The organism is Micromonospora sp. NPDC051296, assembly GCF_040682255.1.
Classification (GTDB): domain Bacteria; phylum Actinomycetota; class Actinomycetes; order Mycobacteriales; family Micromonosporaceae; genus Micromonospora; species Micromonospora craterilacus.
In genome coordinates this window covers 1-2,982 of record NZ_JBFBAO010000558.1, presented here as the reverse complement: position 1 = coordinate 2,982, position 2,982 = coordinate 1, and the positions used below count along the sequence as shown (strand labels likewise).

The window sequence follows — 2,982 nt, the reverse complement described above, 5'->3', positions numbered from 1 at the left end:
GGTCGAGGACAGCCACTACGGAGTCCAAGCGGCCCGCGCCGCCGGGATGCGCTGCTTCGGCTACGCGGGCGGATTGACCCCCGCGCACCGGCTGGAGGGCCCGGACACGGTGGTCTTCGACGACATGCGGAAACTCCCGGCTCTGCTGGACGCAGTCCCGGGAGCGGAGGTAGTCGACAGACTGCCAGTAGACCAACTATCCAAAGACATTTCCTGCACACCGCAGACGGCAAGCTCGGGAAGTGCCGGCTGATGGCCTTGCTGCTCGGCCAGCAGAGCTTCGGCCAGTTCGACGGCACGCTGCCTCGTGATCACGACAACCATCATCCAGTACGCCGTCTCAACAGCCGTCGGGCCGAGGCAGGTGTGAACTCGGTGGCGTGAACATTGGACCGGGCGTGAGGATGCGTCCATGGCCCATGATTCGTTGCTCGCTCGGGCTCGGGAGGTCTGGCTTGAGATGGCTGCCGTTCCGATGGCCTTTCCCGCTGACGGCGGCGTTGACGTAGCCGTCTCGGGCAGATCGCGTCTCTGTCCACCAGGCTGGGTCGGGATCGTCGCGGTCGGCGACGCCGCCATCGTCACGGTGCCGGCAGACAACTGGGCCGAGACTGTACGCAAGGTGCTGGTCGGTTTGCCCGTCGAGGTCCTGACCGACGCTGACCGGCTGCGTGCCGTCCTGCCGGTCACCGAGGTGCTGGGTCCGGCGAGCCTGGCTTACCTCGACGAAGGCGACTTCCAGCCGGCCGGACTCACCGTGGATGTGGTCCCTGGAGACCATGCCGATCTCGCCACGCTCCTGGCCTCTGTCACGGCGGACGACGCCGACGAATGCGGGTTGGTCGATATCACCTCCCCCGCGTTCGTGGTACGCCGCGGGAGTCACGTTGTCGCGGCGGCTGGCTACCGACGCTGGCCTGGGCTGGTGGCCCACATGTGCGTACTTACGAAGCCGAATCAACGTGGGCGTGGGCTGGCACGTGCCGTTGCCTCCGCAGCAGCCGCCGACGGCTTGGCGAACCAATTGCTGCCGCAGTGGCGGGCGCGACCGGAGCCGTCGCGTCGAGTGGCGCAGGCGCTGGGATTCCGCCAGCTTGGCGCTCAGCTGAGCATCAGGATCGGAACGTGAGCTTAAACGCCAGATCGCCGGCTACGCGGACGGCCGTGCCGAGCCATCGACAGTGCGATACCGCACTGCGGGTCAAGGCGGGCGGCGCAGGAGAACGATTCCTTGCACCCTTTTGCGGACTGGCGGTGCTCGCCGCAGCCCGGGGTTGTCGTCCGCCGAGGCTGGCGCGCTAGTTTGCTCGGATGAGTCTGCTCGATGACGTCGCGAGGCGTGACAGTTGGCGGTGCTGGGTGTGCGATGAGCCGGTCGACGCCGACATGTCGGTGAACGACCCGCGTGGCCCCAGCGTCGACAGCCGCACCGCCGACAAGAAGGCCAAGGTCGCCGAGCGACTCGCGCACCGTGGCTGCAACACCCGTAAGGGTGCGGTCAAGGTGGTCATCGCGTGGCCGGACCGTCTGCACGTGGTGGAGCCCGCGCCGCTGATCACGGTTGCCGAGCGACTCGAACGTAAGGGTGGCCGCGAGTTGGTTGCCCGCTGTCCGAGCAAGAAGGACGCCCAGGAGGCGGCGGATTGGCTGGTCGATCGGTTCTCCCGGTTGGTGCCCGGGCTGCCGGTGACCGCAAGCGTCGAAGCGGGCGGCGGACAGTACCTCGTCGCATTGGCCACCGGCCGCCGCTGACCGGTGGCCCTGGGTCGGCGGGCCGCCGTCGGCCCCCAGGGCAGCCCGGACCCGAGCCGCCACCAGTGCTGCATGCCACTCACGACACCCCGCCGCTCGCAGTAGATCGACGGCAGCGACCAGCTCGCGCGCTATCAGCGGCCATGAGCGGATACGTGATCAATGCATGAGAGTAGATCAGTAGCGGCGGGACAGGCCGAGGCGGCGCCGCGCCAGGTCGATCTCAGTGATGGTGACGGTGACCTCGTCGCCGATCTGGACTGCCTGGTCTGGTGTGTCGATCGGTGTGGCGGAGAGTGCGCTGAGGTGGATCAGACCCTCGATGCCGTCCGCGACGCGGACGAAGGCTCCGAAGGGCGCCAGCATGGTGACCGAGCCATGAAGGAGCTGCCCCACCTGGAACGCGTGGGCGAAGTGCAGGAATGGATCAGGTTGCGTGGCGCGCAGCGACAGGCGGGCCTCCCCGTTGGTGGTGTCGAAGGTGAGGAATTCGCAGGTGACGCGCTGTCCTGCGGAGACGATCTCGGACGGGTCCTCGAATCTGCGCCAGGACAGCTCAGGCATGGTGATGAAGCCGACGCCGGGGAAGGCGGGATGTTTCGGACCGTCGTCCAGATCCACGAAGACGCCGAAGCGTTCGATGGCCGCAACGGTGCCGGACAGACGCTGTCCCGGATGGAGCGCCTTGAGAAAGGCCCACAGCTGTGAATTCTCGGTCGCTGAGTGCGAAAGCAGAATCTGTCGCCTCGAATGATCGACAGCAACGACCTCGGCGGAGACCCGGTCGCCGACCCGAAGGATGTCATCGGACGATCGCTGGAAGAACCGCCAGGAGAAATCGAGGGAGCCGATGAAGCCGACGGGGTCGCCGACGAATTCATCGAGCGACAACGCTGCCCCGGACCGTGTCACCTCCGCAACGGTTCCGGTGAGGGTATCGCCGACGTTCACCGTCTCCATGAACGCCGCGAGGAGCCGATCACCGTCCACCGTCCCCATGACGCCAATGCTCCCATAGGCCATGCAACGACCAGCACCCTGTTGAAAGTCACCAAGCGGCCACACCGATGGGCTCATTGGCAGGGCCGCGCGTCGAACACCGCCACGCCCACCGCCCCAGGTGACGCCCGTTCGGCGGCATGAGTAGCCCTGTGTCAAGCGGTGGTCGCCAGGACGGCCTGCAGAGCTCGGTGGCGGGCGGGGTCGTAGGGGATGCGGTCTTGCCAGCAG

4 protein-coding genes and 1 pseudogene are annotated in these 2,982 nt (G+C 67.1%); 4 read left to right on the top strand and 1 reads right to left on the bottom strand.

Annotation, left to right across the window (positions count from 1 at the left end; translation table 11 throughout):
• From AB0M52_RS32830 to AB0M52_RS32815, 4 genes and pseudogenes are all read left to right on the top strand, one after another.
• Positions 1-154, top strand: a pseudogene (locus tag AB0M52_RS32830) (HAD family hydrolase); the annotation flags it as partial.
• Positions 155-252: 98 nt separating this feature from the next.
• A complete protein-coding gene (locus tag AB0M52_RS32825) occupies positions 253-384 on the top strand; it encodes a hypothetical protein (protein WP_363961708.1) in 132 nt (43 codons plus the stop codon).
• Between the two features lie 28 nt (positions 385-412).
• Positions 413-1,129, top strand: a complete 717-nt coding sequence (locus tag AB0M52_RS32820; protein WP_363961706.1) for a GNAT family N-acetyltransferase — start codon at positions 413-415, stop codon at positions 1,127-1,129.
• Between the two features lie 182 nt (positions 1,130-1,311).
• Positions 1,312-1,752: a hypothetical protein gene (locus AB0M52_RS32815; RefSeq protein ID WP_363961704.1), complete on the top strand. Its 441-nt coding sequence runs from the start codon at positions 1,312-1,314 to the stop codon at positions 1,750-1,752.
• A gap of 177 nt (positions 1,753-1,929) precedes the next feature.
• Here AB0M52_RS32815 and AB0M52_RS32810 read toward each other — a convergent pair whose 3' ends face one another.
• Positions 1,930-2,751: a S1 RNA-binding domain-containing protein gene (locus AB0M52_RS32810; RefSeq protein ID WP_363961702.1), complete on the bottom strand. Its 822-nt coding sequence runs from the start codon at positions 2,749-2,751 to the stop codon at positions 1,930-1,932.
• Positions 2,752-2,982 lie beyond the last annotated feature (231 nt).